At 58.8% G+C, this 19312-nt stretch carries 18 protein-coding genes and 3 pseudogenes; 12 read left to right on the top strand and 9 right to left on the bottom strand.

Features of this window, described 5'->3' with window-relative positions; translation table 11 throughout:
* Positions 1-8: 8 nt before the first annotated feature.
* Together NE852_RS32435 and NE852_RS32430 are read left to right on the top strand one after the other, a co-directional pair.
* Positions 9-128: pseudogene (locus tag NE852_RS32435) on the top strand (IS481 family transposase); the annotation flags it as partial.
* Positions 129-461: 333 nt separating this feature from the next.
* A pseudogene (locus NE852_RS32430) lies at positions 462-787 on the top strand (hypothetical protein); the annotation flags it as partial.
* A 96-nt stretch (positions 788-883) separates the two neighbouring features.
* On the opposite strand, the gene NE852_RS32840 reads toward NE852_RS32430, so the two are convergent.
* Complete coding sequence (locus NE852_RS32840) at positions 884-1711, bottom strand: fumarylacetoacetate hydrolase family protein (RefSeq protein ID WP_037174199.1); 828 nt, start codon at positions 1709-1711, stop codon at positions 884-886.
* Between the two features lie 355 nt (positions 1712-2066).
* Between NE852_RS32840 and NE852_RS32420 the strand changes: the two genes are divergently transcribed.
* From NE852_RS32420 to NE852_RS32385, 8 genes are all read left to right on the top strand, one after another.
* Positions 2067-3182 (top strand): alcohol dehydrogenase catalytic domain-containing protein, encoded by a 1116-nt coding sequence (locus tag NE852_RS32420; RefSeq protein WP_008532820.1) that lies wholly within the window; start codon positions 2067-2069, stop codon positions 3180-3182.
* A gap of 62 nt (positions 3183-3244) precedes the next feature.
* Entirely contained in the window at positions 3245-3778 is a 534-nt protein-coding gene (locus NE852_RS32415; protein ID WP_037174200.1) for a cupin domain-containing protein, read from the top strand.
* A 110-nt stretch (positions 3779-3888) separates the two neighbouring features.
* Complete coding sequence (locus NE852_RS32410; protein WP_258157081.1) at positions 3889-5097, top strand: amino acid ABC transporter substrate-binding protein; 1209 nt, start codon at positions 3889-3891, stop codon at positions 5095-5097.
* Between the two features lie 17 nt (positions 5098-5114).
* Positions 5115-5972, top strand: coding sequence for a branched-chain amino acid ABC transporter permease (locus NE852_RS32405; RefSeq protein WP_008532824.1), 858 nt, complete (start codon positions 5115-5117; stop codon positions 5970-5972).
* 8 nt (positions 5973-5980) lie between these two features.
* On the top strand, positions 5981-6946 hold the full coding sequence (locus tag NE852_RS32400; RefSeq protein WP_008532825.1) for a branched-chain amino acid ABC transporter permease: 966 nt from the start codon (positions 5981-5983) through the stop codon (positions 6944-6946).
* On the top strand, positions 6930-7661 hold the full coding sequence (locus NE852_RS32395; RefSeq protein ID WP_008532826.1) for an ABC transporter ATP-binding protein: 732 nt from the start codon (positions 6930-6932) through the stop codon (positions 7659-7661). The genes NE852_RS32400 and NE852_RS32395 overlap by 17 nt, the downstream gene beginning before the upstream one ends.
* The gene (locus NE852_RS32390) at positions 7654-8361 is read left to right on the top strand and encodes an ABC transporter ATP-binding protein (protein WP_008532827.1); all 708 of its coding nucleotides are present in this window, start codon (positions 7654-7656) and stop codon (positions 8359-8361) included. The genes NE852_RS32395 and NE852_RS32390 overlap by 8 nt, the downstream gene beginning before the upstream one ends.
* Positions 8362-8426: 65 nt before the next feature.
* Entirely contained in the window at positions 8427-10046 is a 1620-nt protein-coding gene (locus tag NE852_RS32385; protein WP_008532829.1) for a bifunctional 3-(3-hydroxy-phenyl)propionate/3-hydroxycinnamic acid hydroxylase, read from the top strand.
* On the opposite strand, the pseudogene NE852_RS32380 reads toward NE852_RS32385, so the two are convergent.
* The 4 genes and pseudogenes from NE852_RS32380 to NE852_RS32365 all read right to left on the bottom strand — a co-directional run.
* Positions 10042-10336, bottom strand: a pseudogene (locus NE852_RS32380) (ISNCY family transposase); the annotation flags it as partial. The gene NE852_RS32385 and the pseudogene NE852_RS32380 sit on opposite strands and share 5 nt — an antisense overlap.
* 348 nt (positions 10337-10684) lie before the next feature.
* Positions 10685-10900: an aldehyde dehydrogenase family protein gene (locus tag NE852_RS32835; protein ID WP_374992026.1), complete on the bottom strand. Its 216-nt coding sequence runs from the start codon at positions 10898-10900 to the stop codon at positions 10685-10687.
* Positions 10901-10954: 54 nt separating this feature from the next.
* Positions 10955-12388, bottom strand: coding sequence for an NAD(P)(+) transhydrogenase (Re/Si-specific) subunit beta (locus NE852_RS32370; protein WP_008532831.1), 1434 nt, complete (start codon positions 12386-12388; stop codon positions 10955-10957).
* An 18-nt stretch (positions 12389-12406) separates the two neighbouring features.
* Positions 12407-13981 (bottom strand): Re/Si-specific NAD(P)(+) transhydrogenase subunit alpha, encoded by a 1575-nt coding sequence (locus tag NE852_RS32365; RefSeq protein ID WP_008532832.1) that lies wholly within the window; start codon positions 13979-13981, stop codon positions 12407-12409.
* An 85-nt stretch (positions 13982-14066) separates the two neighbouring features.
* Between NE852_RS32365 and NE852_RS32830 the strand changes: the two genes are divergently transcribed.
* Positions 14067-14312 (top strand): hypothetical protein, encoded by a 246-nt coding sequence (locus tag NE852_RS32830; protein ID WP_128623618.1) that lies wholly within the window; start codon positions 14067-14069, stop codon positions 14310-14312.
* Positions 14313-14370: 58 nt separating this feature from the next.
* Here the strand turns inward: NE852_RS32830 and NE852_RS32355 are convergent, their stop codons facing one another.
* Genes NE852_RS32355 through NE852_RS32345 form a run of 3 tightly spaced genes read right to left on the bottom strand, consistent with a single transcriptional unit; the run spans position 14371 to position 17236 of the window.
* Positions 14371-15426, bottom strand: a complete 1056-nt coding sequence (locus NE852_RS32355; protein ID WP_008532834.1) for an Ldh family oxidoreductase — start codon at positions 15424-15426, stop codon at positions 14371-14373.
* Positions 15423-16310 (bottom strand): alpha/beta hydrolase, encoded by an 888-nt coding sequence (locus NE852_RS32350; RefSeq protein WP_037174183.1) that lies wholly within the window; start codon positions 16308-16310, stop codon positions 15423-15425. Before NE852_RS32350 ends, NE852_RS32355 begins: the two co-directional genes overlap by 4 nt.
* A 20-nt stretch (positions 16311-16330) precedes the next feature.
* Positions 16331-17236 (bottom strand): VOC family protein, encoded by a 906-nt coding sequence (locus NE852_RS32345; protein WP_008532837.1) that lies wholly within the window; start codon positions 17234-17236, stop codon positions 16331-16333.
* A 228-nt stretch (positions 17237-17464) separates the two neighbouring features.
* On the opposite strand from NE852_RS32345, the gene NE852_RS32340 reads away from it, so the two are divergent.
* The gene (locus NE852_RS32340) at positions 17465-18220 is read left to right on the top strand and encodes a GntR family transcriptional regulator (RefSeq protein WP_008532838.1); all 756 of its coding nucleotides are present in this window, start codon (positions 17465-17467) and stop codon (positions 18218-18220) included.
* 73 nt (positions 18221-18293) lie between these two features.
* On the opposite strand, the gene NE852_RS32335 is transcribed toward NE852_RS32340, so the two are convergent.
* Positions 18294-19295 carry a LysR family transcriptional regulator gene (locus NE852_RS32335; RefSeq protein ID WP_258157079.1) on the bottom strand — a complete coding sequence of 334 codons (1002 nt, stop codon included), beginning with the start codon at positions 19293-19295 and terminating at the stop codon, positions 18294-18296.
* Positions 19296-19312 lie beyond the last annotated feature (17 nt).

Genomic DNA, 19312 nt, shown 5'->3' with positions numbered 1-19312 from the left:
GAAGCACTATGGGCCAGGTTTTACACGGGAGCGCCACGACGACAGAGGTGGCAATCCGTCGAGCAATACAAAATAGTGAAGAGAGCCTGAGAGCGCTTTCGAAGCGCTACGGGATCAACCAGAAGACGGGCGATGCGAAGAAGAGCATCGAACAGTTGCTGCCGGCATTTCAGTGGGATTTTGCAACTGGCTTGAATGGGCTCAGTTCTCGTAGAACGGACTGGCAGCGTTGACGAACGGCGATGCCACGACTGAGGTGCCGTTGATGGAGCGCGATGACGAGGCCAGGCAGATCGCAAGAGCGCTCGTGCATTTTCGCGTTGCAGAGATAGAGAAGCGGGAGTTGTAGCAGCAGGCGGCAGGTATGAGAAAGACCACCAATCGAAGACGGATGGACGATCAAAGGCGCACCGAAGAGGAGGCCGAGCGTCGCCTAAGCGAGACGACATCCGCATTGGCCTATCAAGCTCGTAAACCAAACCGGCCAAGGGCTCGCGGACATCGATAGCCTTGTCCGCGACATCAACCGGCACATGGCTGCAATTTCCGTGGTCGCGCAGGAGCAGTCGACTGGGCTTTCCGAGGTTAATATGGCCGTCAATCACATGGATCAAGCCACCCAGCAGAATGCTCCATGGTCGAACAGATGAGTGCTGGGGGCGCTGGTCTTGTGAACGAAAGTGCTGAGCTCCGAAAACTTCTCTCGAGCTTTCGGCTGGAACACAGAGCCATGCCATCTCCTGTCGTGGGAGAATACCGACCACCGGACAAGCGCCTGGCATCTTAGCCGGCAAGCCCCCGCGACCCGGCCATGTCGGTCGGCTGCCCGTCTTTTGACTGAGAGCGTCGCGTCCACTGTTCCCAATCATCGAAGGGGCGTTTCTTAGGCCACAGGGTTTCGCAATACGCCAATGCCTTCGAGTTCCACTTCCACGACATCGCCGACCTGAAGGAACCTTGGCGGCTGAAGGCTGGAACCGAACCCTTTTGGAGTGCCGGTGACGATAACATCGCCCGGTTCCAGCCTCGTGAACTGGCTGAGGTAGGAGATCAGCCACGGTATGGGGAACATCATACGTCTGGTATTGGTCGACTGACGCAGTTCGCCGTTTACCCTGGTCCAGAGATCCAACCCCGAGGGATCGGGAATCTCGTCGGCGGACACCATCCAAGGTCCGAATCCGGCAGATTGTACGAAGTTCTTGCCAGGCGTGAATTGGGAAGAGTGTTTCTGCCAATCACGGACGCTGCCGTCGTTGAAACACGAGTAGCCTGCAACATGTGCGAGGGCGTCGGATTCGTCGATCTTATGGCCCGCCCGACCTATTATGACGGCCAGTTCGCCTTCGTAGTCGAATTTGTCAGACACGTCTGGCTTGAGCAGCGGTGTGTTATGACCTGTCTGGGCATTGGCGAACCTGGTGAAGACAACGGGGTATTCAGGCTCGTCCGGGGAAGGAGAATCGCTTTCACGATAGTTGATCGCCACGCAGATGACCTTCTCGGGATTAGGAATTACAGGCTGAAGCACCACGTCGGCGAGGTCGAAATCCGTCTTGAGATCGGATTCCCGACCGAGGTTGTCGAAATGCGATGCGATGTGGCTCTTCAGGTCGGGGAGGCCCGTCCGCAGGCCGAGATCGCAAACAGAATGACCAGTGACACAACCATATCGTGACGCACCGTCGTGGATGCAGCTTACATATCGCATTCGAAAATATCCTCTAATTTCGAAAATACATATAATATCGTAAACAATCGCGAGGTCGATTGGCAAGTATGTCATCTGCTGGCTCCGCATTTTGTTGAGCGTTGGACCGGTCGCGGCAAATCCGTCGATGGTGCAGAAGTTTGAAGCTCCGCCAATATTATGCTCCCAACGCGGGGCAGGCCGGTGCCGCACCGGTCGTCTGGATGCCTGGCGCCACTGGCAGTTCGATCCCGGCCATATCGGACGAGAAATGATATTTACGAAATCGCTTGAAATTTCGAAATTATTGTAGTAGCTCTCTCCGTATGGCGGCGCCAGCTGGAGGGCTGGCGATTTTAGCAATCGGAGGAAAGCAATGAATATCCCCACAACGATGACGGCTGCGCGCATGCATGCGGTCGGTGACGCAATGAGGATCGAAATGCTGGAGATGCCGAAACCTGGCGACATGGATGTTCTTGTCCGAGTGAGAGCCTGCGGTATCGTGCCCAATCTGCACAACATTCTTGCCAATTGGCCGACATGGTTCCCGCATATGCCGCAGCCACCGCTTCCTGCGGTATTCGGCCTCGATCCCGCCGGTGAAATCGCGGCCGTTGGCAGCGGCGTCCGCAGCCTCAAGCCGGGTGACCGCGTCTATGTCAATCCCGGTCGCAGCTGCGGGACTTGCCGTCATTGCCGTCACGGAGATCATATTTCCTGCCGCCACTATGCTTTCCAAGGCTATTTCGGCTTCAGCACGGAGGCGCTGCAGACGTTCGACGACTATCCAATTGGGGGCCTCAGCGAATATATGGTTGCCCCCGCTTCCGCGATCGTGACCATTCCCGACAACATGACATTCGACCAGGCTGCGCGTCTGGGCTACATGGGAACGGCCTATTCGGCTCTCAAGAAGGTCAAGGCGGGACCTGGTGACACCATCCTAGTGAACGGTATCAGCGGCACGCTGGGGATTGGTGCGGCGGTGTTCGGGCTCGCTCTTGGGGTGAACAAGATCCTTGGTACTGGCCGCGACAAGAAGCTCCTTGAGGAAATCAAGGCACTTGCGCCCAACCGGATCGAAGTCTTTTCCATCGACGAAGGCAGCGTAACCGACTTTGCGCTTGCTCATACCGACGGGGAAGGGGTGGATGCCTTTATCGATTGCCTTGGTCCCGGTGCCAAACAGGAGACTTTCCTCCAGGGCCTGCGCGGCCTGCGCCGTGGCGGTGTCGCCGTGGACATCGGCGCTGTCGCCGGGGAAATCCCGATCGATGTCCACTGGCTGATGGACCACAATCAGAGGCTCTACGGGTCGGCATGGTTCACGGCCCAGGAAGGGCAGGAGATGGCGGACATGGTGGCGTCCGGCGTGGCAGACTTCTCCATCCTTGAGACCCACTGCTATCCACTGGCAGAGGTCAACAAGGCGATCTCGGGTATAGCGCAACGTCATGGTGGCTTCTCCAACTACGTGATCCATCCCTAAATACCGGGGCTTGCCGGAAAACCGGGAGGCCATTTGCTTTTAATGTCATGCGGGAGGTTTTCATGACAGTCAGACGTGTCGTCCTCGGCGAGAACGCCGCCGGCAAAGCAGTGGTCATTAGCGACGGGCCTTCGCCCAGGGAAATGGCACTCCAACATACGCCGGGCTTTGTATCGGCTCCGATCTGGACGACGTCCGAGGTTCCCTCGGTACCGTACAATGGCACGGACCCGATGGCAGCTGAAGGCACGTTGCTCCAGCCGCCCGGAGGGTCGACCTTCATGTTGATCACGTTCCCCCCGGACGCCGTCTTTATGTCGCATGACTTCAAACCTGAACTCGCCGGCCCCGAGCACCTCACAGCAGCGCCCGGGATCGCAGAGACGTTCGAAATGGAAAATCCCGGCATGCACAAGACGCCGACGCTGGACTACGGCGTGGTACTCGACGGCCGGATCAGCCTTGAACTTGACGATGGCGTGATCGTCGAGTTGAAGCCCGGCGACACGTTCGTGCAGCACGGTGCCCGACATGGCTGGCGCAATCCGAACGACAAGCCCGCTACCATCGCGGTCGTCCTGCTCGGCGCCCACTAGCGGCGGCGTCTCGAAGATTCTGACATGACAGCGCGGTCGGCCGATTAGGCTTGCCGAACGACGAGGCATGTCCGCATTCGGCTCGGTATCCTTTGAGGAGGAAGATCACGATGAGACTGACAAGACGCAGTATACTCGCGGGAGCAGGATCGGCGGCCGTCCTTGCGGCTGGGTTTTCGGCGCGCGCGGCCGACGATCGGAAGTCTGTCAAGATCGGCTATGTTGTTTCCAAGACAGGCGTGAATGCGCCCGGTGCAGGATCGACGACCATCCCGAACTACGAGCTTTGGGCGGCGGACGTGAAAGCGGCCGGAGGGCTGAAGCTGCCGGACGGCAGTCGCCTTCCAATCGAGGTCGTCGCGTATGACGACCGCTCGACAACAGAAGAGGTTGTTCGTGGCATCGAACGCTTGGCTCGCCAGGACAAGGTCGACTTCATACTTCCGCCGTGGGGAACGGCATTCAATCTGGCGGTGGCTCCGCTGATGGACCGCTTCGGCTATCCTCAGCTCATCGGAACGTCACTCATTCCGGACGAGATCGACGTCCATGCGAAGTGGAAGCGGAGCTTCTGGTTCCTCGGAGCCGCGAGCGGGTACGCTTCCACGTTCGCCGACGCAGTGAAAGCGGCTGGCGACGCCACCAACAAAAAGCTGGCGATCATCTCGGTGGCTGACGGTTTCGGCATTGAACTGGTCAAGGAAGCGCGGCTCAAATTGCCGGAAGCTGGCCTCGAAATCGTGATGGACAAGTCCTACCCCATCGGGACGCAGGACTTTACTGGACTGCTGAACGAAGTCGCCGCATCGGGCGCCGACGTGTTCATGGCATTGTCGTACCCGCCCGACAGCTTCGCGATCGCCAAGCAGGCGCGTTTGAACTCGTTCAATCCGAAAGTCTTCTACACCGGGGTCGGCACGAGCTTCCCCATCTATTCGGACATCAACGAGGGCAAGGTCGAGGGCGTAATGAGCCTCGGCGGGATCGATAATTCACGGCCGGAAATGCAGGCCTATGTCGCGCGCCACAAGAAACTGCTCGGCACCCCGCCGGACTATTGGGCGAGTTCGGTCATCTATACCAGCCTCCAGATCCTTCAACAGGCGATCGAGAGGCGCGGCCTCGACCGCGACGCCGTGACGGAGGAGATCGCGTCCGGCAGCTTCGAGACCATCATTGGCAATGTGAAGCTCAAGAAAAACCGGATGACGGACCTCTGGCTGCTCGGCCAGTGGCAGGGTGGAAAGTTCGTCGGTGTGGGTCCCGCTGACCGTGCGGGAGCCGTAAAGGCCGTGATTCCAAAGCCAGCCTGGGCATAAGCGCAAAGGAGACTCCAATGGTCACGACTCTCGTCGTCGGACTGGTGCTGGGCGGCACTTTCGCGCTGATGGCACTCGGTCTGACCATACAGTATGGCGTCGCCCGCATCATGAACCTTGCTTACGGCGAGTTCGTGATCGGCGGATCGTTCCTGACCTACCTGGCGGTTTCAGCCGCCGGGCTGAACCCATTCGTGGCGTTCCTTCTGGTCGTGCCGCTCTGCTATCTCGCTTCCCATCTCTGCTACGACCTCATCATGCGTCCGCTGGAAAGGCGCTCCCGCAAAACAGGGAGGCTCGAGGTGGATTCGATCCTCGCGACATTCGGCCTGATGTTCCTCCTCCAGGGCGTCTACCTGTCTTCGTTCGGCAGCGGTTTCAGGGGCTATGACTGGCTCGAAGTGCCCGTCGACATTTTCGGCACCAAAATTTCCAGCGGGCGTCTGGTCGGGGCGCTTCTGGCAGTGGCGGTCGGCGGTAGCCTTTATCTGGCGATGCAGAAGACCCGGTGGGGCATGGCAACACGGGCGGTGGCGACGCGGCCGGGCTTCGCGCCGCTCGTCGGCATCGATAACGAACGCCAGGCACGTTCCGCCTTCGCCGTCGGCGGCGCGCTCGCAGCCGCAGGAGGTGTCGTCCTCTCCATGTATCAACCGTTCACGCCCACCGACGGTGTTTTCCTCACGATGAAAGCGCTCGTGGTGGTGATCATGGGCGGTGTGGGAAACCTCGCGGGGGCGATGGCCGCTGGCTTGATCCTTGGACTTGTGGAAGCCGGGGTGTCCGCTGTGGTCGATCCGGGCCTGACACTGGCTGCGATATACGCGATTTTCTTGGCCGTGCTGCTATGGCGGCCGAACGGCCTGTTCGGCTGAGAACGACCATGAAAAACCTCTTCTTCCCAATCGTACTCGCGGCCATTCTGACGTTACTGGCCCTCGTTCCCATGTTCGTCGACGACTACGGGCTTGGTCTTGCGATCGGCGTGATGAGTTATGTCGCCCTTTGTTCGAGCTGGGCGCTGTTTTCAGGCCCGACGCGATATGTGTCGCTCGCCACGGTCGCCTTTTGCGGGACAGGGGCCTACACGGTCGCCGCTCTTGCTGACCATCTACCCTTCTACGCCATCCTGGCCGCAGCAGCATTGGTGGGATTTGTCGCCTCCCTCGTTGTCGGTCTGGCGACCCTGAGACTGTCGGGCATCTATTTCGTCATCTTTACATTCGGCCTCGCCGAGATGGTGAGACAGTTGCTCACCTGGTACGAGGTGAACATCTCGGGCACCCTCGGGCGGTATATCTTCGTGGACGTCGAAGCGTACCAGATCTTCTACATGCTCCTTGCCATTGCCGCCGTCGCGCTCGCGGTTCGGTGGTGGATAGATCGAGGGCGGCTTGGGCTGGCGGTGCGGGCCATCGGTGACGACGAGGTGGTCGCCCGGCATGCGGGCGTAGATGTCACGCGGGTCAAGTTGATCCTGTTCTCCATCAGTTCGGTGTTCATCACGCTCGTCGGGGCAGTGCAAGCGCCGCGGTGGACCTATGTGGAGCCGAGCATCGTCTTCAACCCAACGATTTCCTTCCTCACGCTGATCATGGCCTTGCTCGGAGGAGCGTCTCGTCTGTGGGGTCCGGTCTGCGGTGCCGTGCCCCTGTTCTTTTTGTTCGAATGGCTTTCGGGCCGCTTCCCCGACCACTACTCCATCATCCTCGGCCTGCTGTTCATAGGGATCGTCTTCCTGTTCCCCGAAGGCGTACTCGCCCGGTTCGAGCAGTTATGGAAGCATCTTGTACACCGGAAGGATCGTAAGAATCTGGCCAAGGAGGTGTCCAATGAGCGTCGCGCTTGAACTTCGCGGCCTCCGCAAGGAGTTCGGAGGCCTTGTGGCCGTGAAAGACGTCGACTTCGAGGTTTCGAAGGGCGAGGTCCTGGGTCTGCTCGGACCCAACGGATCGGGAAAAACCACGGTCATGAACCTGATCTCGGGGGTCCTGACCCCGACATCAGGTGAGGTGCGCCTCAATGGCCAGCCGGTGCAGCAGCTGGCCGCTCATCTCAGGGCGCGGCTCGGCATCGCGCGTACCTTCCAGCTCGTGCGTCTGGCACAGTCCCTCAATGCGCGAGATAACATCGTGCTGTCGCTTGCCTTCGGTCGCGACCGATTGTGGGGGCGTGCTGCGCGCGAACGAGCAAACGGCGCGCTTGCCACGGTCGGATTGGGGGGCAGGGGCGACGTAGAGGTGAGCAGTCTGAACTACATCGACCAGAAGAGGCTGGAGCTTGCCCGTGCCATAGCGGCGAAACCCGACATCCTGTTGCTGGACGAATGGCTTGCGGGACTAAACCCAACCGACTTGCGTACCGGCATCGACCTCATCTGCACCTTGAAGGCGCAGGGCATGACGATCATCCTCGTCGAGCACATTATGGAAGCGGTCCGTGAAATCTGTCCCCGCTGCGTGGTGATGAGTGCCGGGCTCAAGATCGCCGACGGCCCGACCTCGCAGGTTCTGACCAACCCGCAGGTGGTCGCTGCGTATCTGGGAGATTTCGAAGATGCTTGAGGCCCGGAACCTGTCGGTTCGTTACGGAAAGCACCTTGCGCTGAACGAGGTCTCCATCAAGGTGGGGCCGGGCGAGTGCGTCGCCATACTGGGGGCGAACGGAGCGGGCAAATCGACATTGCTGCGAGGACTTACCTCCATGGTGCGACTTGCTGACAACGGCGAAGTGGTCTTCCGCGACAAGCAGATCGCAAGGATCGCCCCACATAAGCTCGTCGAGCTTGGGATCGCTCATGTCCCGGAAGGACGCGGGGTCTTCACGGAAATGACGGTCGACGAAAACCTTCGCCTCGGCGCAAATCCCAGACGGGCACGCCAGGGGGCGGACGCTCGGCGCGAAGAGGTGCTGACGCTATTTCCACGCCTTGCTGAACGCAGCCGGCAGCGCGTCGGCACCATGTCCGGCGGTGAGCAGCAGATGGTGGCTGTAGCGCGGGCACTGATGTCGAAGCCGGACGTCTTGTTGCTCGATGAGCCGAGTCTGGGGCTGGCTCCGATCGTCGTGGGCGAACTCTTCCAGGCGTTGAGGCGTGTTCGGGACAGCGGCATATCGATGCTTGTCGTCGAGCAGAACGTCCGTGCCAGCCTCGCGCTTGCGAACCGCGGTTATCTTCTCGAAGCAGGCCGTATAGTTGGGCAGGGTATCGCCGACACGCTGATGGATGACCCGGGTGTCAGGAAAGCCTTCCTCGGGCACTGACAGAGAGCGGATCAAAAACGAGCTTTGCGCCCGTCGCGCGGGCGGACTGGATAACGGATCAAGTGATGGGAAAGATCGATTTCAAGCAGCTTGCCAAGGCTGAATTCCAGGTGGTCGTCATTGGGCTCGGCCCGGTGGGCATCACACTTTGCAACCTTCTAGGAAGCTTCGGGATTTCCGTGTTGGGAATAGACGCGCGCGATGACGTGTTTGCTCTTCCGCGCGCGATCGGCATGGACCACGAGGTCATGCGCGTCTTTCAGGGTTTGGGTGTGGCCGACGATCTCGCCTCTATCGTCGGAGAATACAGGGATTCGGAGTATCGTGCTGCCGATGGCACGTTGCTGCGCAGGTTCATTTCGCCGGCGCGTCCCCATAAACTCGGATGGCCCGCCTATCTCACCTTTGTGCAGCCGCCTCTTGAGCGCATTTTGCGAGACAAGGCAAGAAATTCACCGACGGTGACGATTATGACCGGCGTCGAGGTAGTCTCACTCGACGATCCCTCTAGTCCCCGCCTGTCGCTTCGGGAAATGGACACGGGAGATACGATCTCGGTCAATGCGACGTTCGTCGTCGGGTGTGACGGTGGCAACAGTTTCGTCCGGCGCACTCTCGATATTAGGTTTGAGGACCTTGTGTTCGACCAACCATGGCTCGTGATCGACGTCGTTCTAGGTGACGAAGACGTCAATCTGCCGGAGACGAACGTACAGTTCTGCAACCCCGCCAGGCCACACACATTCGTGGTGCTACCGGGGAACTTGCGGCGCTGGGAGTTCATGCTGCTGCCTGGCGAAACTGGCGAAGAGATCAATCGATCGGAGCGCATCTGGGAACTTCTTTCTCCGTGGCTGAAGCCGGGGCAGGCGGAAATCTGGCGCTCGGCGACCTATAGGTTCCATGCCTTGGTCGCTGAATCCTGGCGCAAGGGCAACGTGTTTCTCGCTGGAGACGCCTGTCACATGACGCCGCCTTTCCTCGCGCAGGGGATGGTTCAGGGTATCAAGGACGCGTCGAATCTCGGTTGGAAGATCGCCAGCGCACTACAGGGAGGTCCCGCGAAATTACTGGATACCTACGAGCAGGAGCGAAGGCCTCTCGTCCACAAGGTCATTTCTATAACCAAAAGCTTGGGTGAGGTCATATGCGAAATCGATCAAGAACGGGCGGAGGCAAGAAATGCGGCGATGAAGGCCCTGGTAGCGGAAGGAAAGGGTACCGTTATCAGGCAGAGCCTCTTTCCCCCGATAGCTGACGGCGCCATCGGCTTTGCAAGTAATGGCCGGCCGGCACCTGGTGCCGGTGAAGTTTGCCCACAGCCGCGCGTGGTGGTGGGCGGTATATCGATACTGTTTGACGATGTGCTTGGGAACGATTTTGTCGTCATTGCCAAGGGCTTGAACATCACCGATGCGGTTCGGAATCAATTATCCCGGCTCGCCATAGCGCTTTTTGAGTTCGGCGTTGCGGATGGATTTGAGGAAGAAGAGCATATATTAGAAAGTTGGCTGTCAGAGCGGGGTTTCCGCGCGATCGTCGTTCGTCCAGACCGTGTGATATTCGGCGCCGTCTCTGACGAAAGTGAACTGACGATGCTACTCGAACAACTTGCCGGGTGGACCGTTTCCGCGAACGATGAAGGTGACCGGACCAAAGCGTGGGTGGATAAATCTCGATATTGAAGTCCGCCATGAATACCGGCGCATAGGCGTTGGCCGCGTTGATCGTGTCGATGCCGCGCAGCCGCAGTTCTTGACCATGCGATCCTGCAGCGTCTGGTTGGCCTCTTCCACGCGTCCCTTGGCCTGCGGGGTGTTGGCGCAGATGATATCGATGTTGAGTTCAGAGAGAGCCCCCCGAACTGCGTCAGGCCGCTCGTCCGGTCTTCTCCGACGCACGGATCGGGCGCAACGCTGTAGAATGCCAGAGGTTTGCCCCATTGCTGCAAATAGGCCTTCGTCGCATGCAGATGGACACGGACGGTGAACAAATAATCTCGGGGGCTGACACAGCAGCTCAAAAGAGCTGATTCAATCAACATTTGTGTGCCATATAAGCGTTTACGTGCCTACTGGGAGAAGCCTCCCGAGCTTTACCGCGTTGCCGACCAAGAAGAGGGATCTTTCGTTAGCCGCAATTCCATTGACGCCCTCTCCTGACAATCGCTCAAGCGACTGAGTCTCGAATTGGCCGAACGATCCCTTGCCTACAGCGGCGCCAAGTCAGTTTGAAATCCCGCCGAGAACGCCGCCAGCGCGATTGCCGTCCAGACAACACACGCGCCGGGATTGCGTCCGAGGCCCATCTCGGCCCGAGCAAATCAGATGCTAAGGCAGAGATATTTGATCTCGATATAGTCGTCGATACCGTATTTCGAGCCTTCGCGTCCTTGGCCCGACTGGATGATACCACCGAACGGCGCCACTTTCGTTGAGACGAGGCACTTACGGGTGTTGATACGGTGACGGTCTCTTAAGTCTGATCCATGGCCAATCCTACGAAAGAGAAATCCGGTCCGATCTCGGTACCATGTCAGCGTCGTGCGAAGTCTATGATAGGACGGCGTTCGCTCAGTGGATACCGAAATTGGCTAGGCGAAAAATGGTAAGACTTGATCCAAGCTCTTCCTCGCATCACCATAGAACATACGGGTGTTGTCCTTGTAGAAGAGCGGGTTCTCTATGCCGGAATATCCGGTTCCCTGGCCACGCTTGGAGACGAAGACCTGTTTGGCCTTCCAGACTTCCAACACTGGCATGCCCGCGATCGGTGAGTTCGGATCTTCCTGGGCAGCCGGGTTGACGATGTCGTTGGAGCCGATGACGATGACGACGTCGGTCTCGTGGAAGTCGTCGTTGATCTCGTCCATTTCGAGCACGATGTCGTAGGGTACCTTGGCTTCAGCGAGCAGAACGTTCATATGTCCGGGCAAGCGGCCGGCCACCGGATGGATGGCGAAACGGACATTTTTGCCGGCGGCGCGTAGCTTGCGCGTCAGTTCCGACACCGACTGTTGGGCCTGTGCCACAGCCATGCCGTAGCCGGGGACGATGATAATGCTGTCGGCCTCGTTTAGCGCACTCGCGACACCTTCTGCATCGATCGCTACCTGCTCACCAAGTATTTCCATGGCTGGGCCGGCAACCGCGCCGAAGCCGCCGAGGATGACCGAGACGAAGGAGCGGTTCATTGCCTTGCACATGATGTAGGAGAGGATCGCACCCGAGGAGCCGACCAGGGCGCCGGTGACGATCAGAAGATCGTTGCCGAGCGTGAAGCCGATCGCCGCAGCCGCCCAGCCGGAATAGCTGTTCAGCATCGAGACGACGACCGGCATGTCGGCACCACCGATGCCCATGATCAGGTGGTAGCCGATGAAGAAGGCGAGTGTCGTCATCAGCACCAGCGTCCAGGTTCCGGCGCCGTTAAAAAACATCACCAGCAGCACGAGCGTGGCGATGGCGGCAACGGCATTCAGCAGATGACCGCCCGGCAGTTTCCGGGCCTTGCCATCCAATTTGCCGGCCAGCTTGCCGAAGGCGACGACCGAGCCAGTGAAGGTGATCGCGCCGATGAAGATGCCGAGGAAGACCTCGACCTTCATGATCGACATTTCCACCATGTCCTTGCGCGCCAGAATGGCGGCAAATCCGGTGAGCGTTGCGCGGGATGCTTCGTTAAGACCGGCGACATGAACCGCCTCGAGATGGGCATTGAAGCCGATGAACACGGCGGCGAGGCCGACGAAGGAATGCAGCGCCGCAACAAGCTGCGGCATTTCTGTCATCTGCACCCGGCTGGCGACATAGTAACCGAGCACCGCGCCGCCAGCGACCATCAGCGCGATGATGAACCAATTGCCGACGCCGGGACCAAAGATTGTGGCGACAACGGCGAGGGTCATGCCGACAATGCCGTACCAGACGGCGCGCTTGGCGCTTTCCTGGCCGGACAGGCCGCCGAGCGAGAGGATGAAGAGAACCGCTGACGCAACATAGGCGGCTGCTACGATACCAATGGTCATTGTGAAGATCCCTGCCACTTAAGTTTTCTGGAACATGGCGAGCATGCGCCGGGTGACGAGGAAGCCACCGACGATGTTGATGGTGGCGATCAGCACCGACAGGGCCGCCAGCGCCACCACCAGCCCATTACCCGAGCCGATCTGCAAGAGCGCGCCGAGAATGACGATGCCGGATACGGCGTTGGTCACCGCCATCAGCGGCGTATGCAGCGAATGCGACACGTTCCAGATTACTTGGAAGCCAATGAAGCAGGAGAGCACGAAGACGACAAAATGGCTCATGAAGCTCAACGGCGCATAGACGCCGACCAGCAGCAGAAGCGCCGTGCCGATGACGAGCATGATGCCTTGGTTCTTGGTCTGCGCCTTGAAGGCGGCCATTTCCCGGGCCCGCTTTTCCTCCGGCGTCGGCTCCTTCACCTTTTCCTTCGGTTTTGCGGCGGCGATCGCCTGTACCCTCGGCGGCGGTGGCGGATAAGCAATCTCGCCACCCTTGGTGACGGTAGCCCCGCGGATGACGTCATCGTCCATGTTGTGAACGATCACGCCATCCTTTCCCGGAGTTAGATCCGTCAGCATATGGCGGATGTTGGTCGCGTAGAGCGTCGAGGCCTGCGCCGCCATGCGGCTCGGGAAATCCGTATAGCCGATGACGATCACGCCGTTGTCGGAGACCGTTTTCTGATCCGGCACGGTGAGATCGCAGTTGCCCCCGCGCTCGGCCGCCAAATCGATGACGACGGAGCCCGGTTTCATCGCCGCCACCATATCCGCGAGCCACAGCTTCGGCGCATCCCGGCCGGGGATCAGGGCTGTGGTGATGACGATGTCGATCTCCGGCGCGAGCTCGCGGAACTTGGCAAGTTGCTTCTGTCGGAACTCCGGCGAAGACGGGGCCGCATAGCCGCCGGTCGCGGCGCCATCCTGCCGTTCGTCGTCGAAGTCGAGATAGACGAACTGGGCACCCATGGACTCGATCTGCTCGGCCACTTCCGGGCGCACGTCGAACGCATAGGTGATCGCGCCCAGCGAGGTCGCCGTTCCGATCGCGGCAAGACCGGCCACGCCCGCACCGATAACCAGCACTTTGGCCGGCGGTACCTTGCCGGCGGCCGTGACCTGGCCGGTGAAGAACCGCCCGAAGTTGCTCCCAGCCTCGATGACCGCCCTGTAGCCCGCGATGTTGGCCATCGACGACAGCGCGTCCATCTTCTGGGCGCGCGAGATGCGCGGCACCATGTCCATGGCGATGACAGTCGATCCGGTGGTCTTCGCCTGCTGCAGCAGTTGGTTGTTCTGGCCGGGATAGAAAAACGAGATCAGCGTTTTGCCGGCACGTAGGCGCTGTACTTCCGAGGCTTCCGGCGGACGCACTTTAACGATCACGTCGGCCGCTTCGTAAAGCGCCGCCGCCGTGTCGACTATGACAACGCCGGCTGTACGATAGGCATCCTCGGAAAATCCGGCCGCTCTGCCCGCACCAGTCTCGATGACGCACTCATATCCGAGTTTGCGCAGTTGGAGCGCGCTCTCGGGCGTCAGTGCAACCCGGGCCTCGCCTTCCCATATCTCTTTCGGGGTGCCAATCAGCAAGTCATCCTCCCAACGCTATGAATTCTAATCAAATCTCTCAGTCAGCAGACGACCACGCGACGGACGCTTTGGCCCGAAGTTCGACGTGCTTGTTGATGTCTTCGAATGCCAGGCGGTGATCGGTTTTGATCTCGATCTTGCCCTGCATGTACCAGTCGACGATGTCAGGCACGCTATGCGGCCGCGGGCGGCTGCGACACCGGATGCGACCCTTCAGCTGCGCCAGCACTTCGTTTCAAGCGCGGCAACTCCGCAGATGATCGAGAACACTCCAGACCAAATGCAGCGGAGTGCCGATCGTGATTTCAGTTTCCAAAACAAACCCGGATAGATCTCTTGAAGGAGAGGGGGCCGGCCAGCGCCGTTTCGCGAGAGCGCTGCGGTGCCGGTCAAGAAAATTCCGCCGGCACAGCAACGCCCCGCTTGACACCCTCCTCCGCCAAACGCTTGGCGGTACCTGCGGTAATGGGAATACCGTCCGCGCTTCGCCTTGCAGCCGTCAGAAATCCTCGCTCTCCGGGCAACAGCACCTCCTTGACGCCGGCCGCCGGCGGCAGGCCTTTGATGGCTCGTGCCAGCGCCGCGATATCTTCCACGACCGCATGCGGCAATCCGAACGCGAAGGGATTGATGGCTATTGCCAAGCCGTTGAAGCCGTTGTCCTTTTTCTGCGAGAGGGCTGCTGAAATCAGCGGATTGCCACCAAGTACGCTCACCAGAACCTCAATCATCAGCGACAGACCGGAGCCTTTTGGTCCTGCCATCGGTAGAACCGCCTTGACTTTGGAAGGATCGGTTGTCGGGACGCCCTCAATGTTCACCGCCCAGTCCGGAGGAATCGGGCGGCCCGCGTCCTTTGCCGCCATGATCTTGCCGAGCGCGACTGCTGCAGTCGACATATCGAAGATGAGAGGGTTTTGTCCTTCTCCAGCCGGTGCACTGATCGCAATCGGATTGGTCGAAACCCCCTCACCCCGTGCTCCATGATAGACCATCAATGGCTTCGAGGCCGCCATGACAATACCGATCATTCCGGCTCGGGCGATCTTCTCAGCGAAATAACCGATGGCGCCTGAATGGCTTATGCGGGAAATTTCGCACAGACCGATGCCGAACGTCCCGGCAAGCTCAATGGCCCTCTTCGTCGCCATCGACATCCCGACTGCGCCCGGAACAAGATTGCCATCCAAACGGCAAATCGCGCCAAATTCATGCGACACGGCAGGCTCGGCGCAGCCCTTTACGATGCCGAGTTCCACCATTTCGATGTAGCGTGGGATGCGCAAAACGCCGTGGGAATCGGCGCCCCGCATATTGGCCCAGACCAGAAGCTCGGCGGACTGTTTTGCGTATTGTTCGCTAAAACCGCCTGCCTGCAGCAGCGCCGCCGCAAAATCCTCGAGTGCCTGCCTGCTGATAGGCTTTGTCTCTGAAGCTCCACTCATGACGCAGTGCCCAGCGGAGACGGAAAGAACTTGTCCAGCCAACCTTTCATCATCGCCTTGGTGCGCGGCGCATCGCCTGGTGCAAGCGGGAAGTGCGCCGTCGTATCGATCAACATGAGTTCGGTTGGCTGGCCGGCCCTCTCGAACATGCGGATGGATTCACTTGTCGGCGTGATGATGTCATTGGCGGTGTGGAACAAAAGCAAGGGGCGCGGCGCGATATTGCCGATGACATCGTCCGCACGGAAATTATACATCGACCACGCAGTTTCGACCGGGATCTCCATGATTGCCTTCGGCGAGAGGTTCTTGCGCAGATGTTCAGGGATCGGGACGGCATCGAAGCGGGACATCCAGAGGCTTTGGCCGGTCTCCTGCTTATGCTTGCGACCGTTTTCGAGAATGCCGATGAACTTATCCCATGATTCGGGCGTCGGGTGCTGGCCGCGGAACTTTCGCTCGCCGTTACCCCAACCACAGGACGAGAGGCAGCAGGCAACACGCTCGTCAACACCTGCCGTGTAGACGGAGACGGCCGCACCGAAACTATGACCCGTTATGCCGATACGCGCCGAATCCACTTCCTCTCGGCCGGCAAGGAACGTCAGGGCGTTCTTGGCATCAGCAACCTGGTCGAAGCAGCGCACCTGCGCACGCTCCCCCTCGCTTTCGCCGCAGCTGCGAAAATCGAACCGCAAGGCGATATAGCCGAATGCTTCCATCATTTCGGCCTGAATCTGCGCGTGACTTTCATCCTTGGAGCCAACAAAACCGTGGCAGACGATGAATGCGGGGAGCTTCTGCCCGGCCTGGCGAGCGTCCGGGATATGGAGCACGGCTGATATCTTCAGTCCGTCCGACATAAACGTGAGCTTTTGTTGCATGACATCTTACCTCGGATTGTTCAGACGATCTTGGTGAAGGGGTGGAAATGTTCACGCCATTCCAATGGCGCAGGCGTGCCCCAGACGTTCATGTCGCGGACGTTACCGGGGCGTTCCAAGTTCGTTATGACGTTGGGTTCGAAGTTCAAGTCGTCAGCAATGTGCGACATCGGACCAGAGCATTCGATCATCATGCCGCTGGCATCGGTGTAATAGGCATAGGTATTGTCGCCCGGACGATGCCGTCCTGGGCCCCAAAGAAGTTGCCGGTCAAAGCGGTCGAGGATATCGCCGAGCCGGCAATACATGTTGAACTCTACAAACTCGAACGAGACATGGTGCAGCCCGGCTGCGGCACCCTTGACCACACCAAGAACATGGTGCTGGCGGTTACCGCCATACATCCAACTGAGCGCATCATTGACCATACGCTCGGACAGCTTCATGCCCCCAACAGCTTCAAGCTGCGCTCTGGTGGCAACCGGATCCGGCGAAATCAGATTGATGTGGTCAATGCGGCGCGGCATGATGCCGTTCGTGGGAAAACGCTGCCCCCGAATGTTGTTGCGGATCGGCGTATGGACCTCGAAACGCAAGCCTTCCGGTGTCGCGAAGGTCACGCCTGCATCCATGCAGGACAGGCTTGGTTGGTGAGACAGAATACGGCAGCCGGCAGGCTCTATACGCGACGCCACAGCCTCGACGTCGGTCTTTGTCAGGGCTTCAAGGCCGATCGTGTGGGCCGAATTCTCGTCTCCATGGACCAGCACCAGCTCAGCCGCACGCCCGTTTGAGCTGAGCCAGGTCTGATCCCTTTCCTGGTGAGAAACCCTCAATCCCAAAATTTCGGTCGAATCACGAATAACCGCATCCGGGTTCGTCACATTGACCTTCAAGTGCCCAATGGCGTGCACGAGGTGCGTCATTTCTTCCTCCCTTGAAATTGCGATGCTCTGTTCCGCTGCAGTTCTGATACGCCAGTTAGATCGTCAATGCAAGGGATTTTCGAAATTATGGAGTTTTACGAAATTTATGATTGGGCGCATTTCGAATACGGTTTTTTCAGAATGGAAATGATAAATTTCGCCAAGATTGATTTTTTCGAAATTATCCCTAAACTTCCATAAGGGTTGAAACGTGTGGCATCTCAACACATGAGCCGGGAGACCATCTTGGAAAAACAAAATGCAGGCGGCGAGACACGAGCCGGCGACGTGCTGCAACGCATGCGACGGGATATCGTAAATTGCGATCTCAAACCCGGTGAGAAGTTGCGCTTTGAAAGCCTGCGTGAACGCTACGAAGTAAGTTTCTCGACCTTGAGAGAAGCCCTCTCACGTCTCTCTGCAGAAAATCTTGTGGTTGCAGAAGGACAGCGTGGTTTTGTGGTGGCACCCGTCTCGATTGCCGATCTCAACGATCTTACGGATGCACGCGTCCTCATTGAACGAGAAGCACTTGCCAAAGCGATACGCAAGGGCGATGACCTTTGGGAAGGCAATATCCTTTCCGCGTTTCATCGAATGGAGAGGCTCCAGCAGCGCATCGGCGGAGAATACTATCTTTCTGATGAGTGGAGCGTGGTGCATGGCGAATTCCACTATTCGCTTGTTGCTGCCTGCGGCTCGCCAGTGCTGCTCGAAATGAGAGCCAAGCTTTTTGAGCGCGCACATCGGTATCGACGCATGTCGTCACAGTTTCGCACGAAATGGCGGGAGAAGGACGTTGAACACAAGATGATCGTTGACGCTGTCATGGAGCGGAATGTCGATACGGCATTAAAGTTGATCGAGCTTCATATCCGGGAGACGAGCGCGAACGTCATCGAGCATGCCGGTCATCTATTTCCGGAATTGACGTCGGAAGCCCGACGGCCGACCAAGAAGCCTCCGAGCGTCGCCGCCGAATAAGCGCTCATCGGAGTGGCTTTTTACCTGTTCCGTTGAAAAGAAGGCGATCAAGGAGTAAGGCCGAGGCTACCGGTTATCGTTCTGAACTGACCTCCCCCCGATACTCGCGGTGATCGTCTCCGTCCGGCGACCGATTGAGACATGACGTCGTCACGTCAGCCAACAACTGCCGTGCCCAGCGATGCAAGCCCGATTTATGGGTCCGCTCTGTCCAATACATGTCGATGTCGATTGCAATGTGAACCGGAAAACGCCGCACGCAGAGTCGCCCGCCGTAGGCACGTGCCAGCCTGTTGGGAATGGTCGCAACAAGGTCCGTGCCAGCAATCATTAGTTCAATACTATCGTGACTTGGAAGGGTGAGCTGCGGCGTGAGAAAGATGTCGTGTTCACGCAGCGCCGCGAAATAAAGCGCCTGCCATTGGCCGTTGTGCGTGACGGCGACATGAGCGGCTTTGCGGAAGCGCTCAAGCGTCAATTCATCGGCGGCAAGCGGATTTTGCGCATCCATGACACAGGAATAGTGGTCGGAGAATATCCTTCTACGGAAATAGCCTTCTCCGAGGATGCGGACTGGCCCAAGCACGATATCGGCGCTGTTTTCCTTCAACTGCTGCTTTCCGTTGACGGCCGATTCCAAGACATTGAGCACCACCTTCGGCGCCGCCGCCCGCAAGGCCGGGATGAACGTTGGCAGCAGCAGGAAGCGCTCGTGGTGATTGCATGAAAGTGTCACTGTACCGTCCGCGGTCTCGGGATCGAATTCCTCCGGTACGGCAATCGCCAGCATGCGGTCGACGATCTCGCGCGCTTGCGAGACGAGATCCTTGCACTTGTCCGTCTCGGCAATGCTGTTGCCCTGCCGCACAAAGAGGGGGTCGCGGAATGCGCGGCGAAGGCGGTCGATCGCATAACTCACCGTGGACTGGCTGATATCCAACTGCACAGCCGCAGCAGAAAACGACCTTGCGTCATGGACTGCAACAAGCACATGCATCGATCTCAAATCGATCTGGGCCAAATCGTCCGGAATCATCGCTTTTCCTGGGTCATCGAAAAATCCGATGACATTCATCGTATCCATCCAATTGT

The sequence above is a fragment of the Rhizobium sp. Pop5 genome (genome assembly GCF_024721175.1).
GTDB lineage: Bacteria > Pseudomonadota > Alphaproteobacteria > Rhizobiales > Rhizobiaceae > Rhizobium.
Note: the sequence above shows the minus strand (reverse complement) of the source record. Positions and strands in the feature narration are given on the sequence as shown.

Excerpts from the sequence above, each read along its gene's own strand:
- NE852_RS32400 (WP_008532825.1), top strand. The coding sequence starts at position 5,981 with ATGAAAAACCTCTTCTTCCCAATCGTACTCGCGGCCATTCTGACGTTA.
- NE852_RS32405 (WP_008532824.1), top strand. The coding sequence starts at position 5,115 with ATGGTCACGACTCTCGTCGTCGGACTGGTGCTGGGCGGCACTTTCGCG.
- NE852_RS32370 (WP_008532831.1), bottom strand. The coding sequence starts at position 12,388 with ATGACCATTGGTATCGTAGCAGCCGCCTATGTTGCGTCAGCGGTTCTC.
- NE852_RS32350 (WP_037174183.1), bottom strand. The coding sequence starts at position 16,310 with ATGCAACAAAAGCTCACGTTTATGTCGGACGGACTGAAGATATCAGCC.
- NE852_RS32420 (WP_008532820.1), top strand. The coding sequence starts at position 2,067 with ATGAATATCCCCACAACGATGACGGCTGCGCGCATGCATGCGGTCGGT.
- NE852_RS32840 (WP_037174199.1), bottom strand. The coding sequence starts at position 1,711 with ATGCGATATGTAAGCTGCATCCACGACGGTGCGTCACGATATGGTTGT.
- NE852_RS32410 (WP_258157081.1), top strand. The coding sequence starts at position 3,889 with ATGAGACTGACAAGACGCAGTATACTCGCGGGAGCAGGATCGGCGGCC.
- NE852_RS32390 (WP_008532827.1), top strand. The coding sequence starts at position 7,654 with ATGCTTGAGGCCCGGAACCTGTCGGTTCGTTACGGAAAGCACCTTGCG.
- NE852_RS32345 (WP_008532837.1), bottom strand. The coding sequence starts at position 17,236 with ATGACGCACCTCGTGCACGCCATTGGGCACTTGAAGGTCAATGTGACG.
- NE852_RS32355 (WP_008532834.1), bottom strand. The coding sequence starts at position 15,426 with ATGAGTGGAGCTTCAGAGACAAAGCCTATCAGCAGGCAGGCACTCGAG.
- NE852_RS32395 (WP_008532826.1), top strand. The coding sequence starts at position 6,930 with ATGAGCGTCGCGCTTGAACTTCGCGGCCTCCGCAAGGAGTTCGGAGGC.
- NE852_RS32335 (WP_258157079.1), bottom strand. The coding sequence starts at position 19,295 with ATGAATGTCATCGGATTTTTCGATGACCCAGGAAAAGCGATGATTCCG.
- NE852_RS32385 (WP_008532829.1), top strand. The coding sequence starts at position 8,427 with ATGGGAAAGATCGATTTCAAGCAGCTTGCCAAGGCTGAATTCCAGGTG.
- NE852_RS32340 (WP_008532838.1), top strand. The coding sequence starts at position 17,465 with ATGAGCCGGGAGACCATCTTGGAAAAACAAAATGCAGGCGGCGAGACA.
- NE852_RS32415 (WP_037174200.1), top strand. The coding sequence starts at position 3,245 with ATGACAGTCAGACGTGTCGTCCTCGGCGAGAACGCCGCCGGCAAAGCA.